Source organism: Marinobacter salinexigens, assembly GCF_008370345.1.
GTDB lineage: Bacteria > Pseudomonadota > Gammaproteobacteria > Pseudomonadales > Oleiphilaceae > Marinobacter > Marinobacter salinexigens.
Genome location: NZ_VTUU01000118.1, coordinates 1 through 453, shown reverse-complemented (window position 1 = coordinate 453; position 453 = coordinate 1). Strand labels below are relative to the sequence as shown.

Here is a 453-nt window from a genome sequence, read left to right as displayed (position 1 = left end):
TCAGCATCACCGGCGGTATCATCCTCATCGATACTCAACCCCAACTTGAGCATCCTGTGGATCCTGGTGCCAAAGGTGTTCGGGTCCTCGAGACTGAAACCTGAGGTGAGCAGGGCAGTCTCAAACAGCAGCAGCACAAGGTCCTTAACTGACTTATCATTCTTGTCCACCTCTGCTCTCTTCCTCAACTCCTCCATGATGGGGTTCTCAGGGTTGATTTCCATTGTTTTCTTCGAGGACATATAGCCTGCCATGCTAGAATCCCTCAGTGCCTGTGCCTTCATGATCCTTTCCATATTTGCTGTCCAACCATATTCACCAGTGACCAAACAGCAGGGAGAGTCAACCACACGATCAGACACCACGACCTTTTCCACCTTGTCACCCAAAACTTCCTTGATCACCTTGCAGAGGCCTTCAAACTTCTCCTTAAGGGCCTCCTTTTTCTTCTTC

General features: G+C 49.7%; 1 protein-coding gene. It reads right to left on the bottom strand.

Annotated features, from left to right (window positions below; genetic code table 11):
* On the bottom strand, nucleotides 1-453 hold a 453-nt coding region (locus FWJ25_RS20905; RefSeq protein WP_497755930.1), incomplete at both ends, for a hypothetical protein.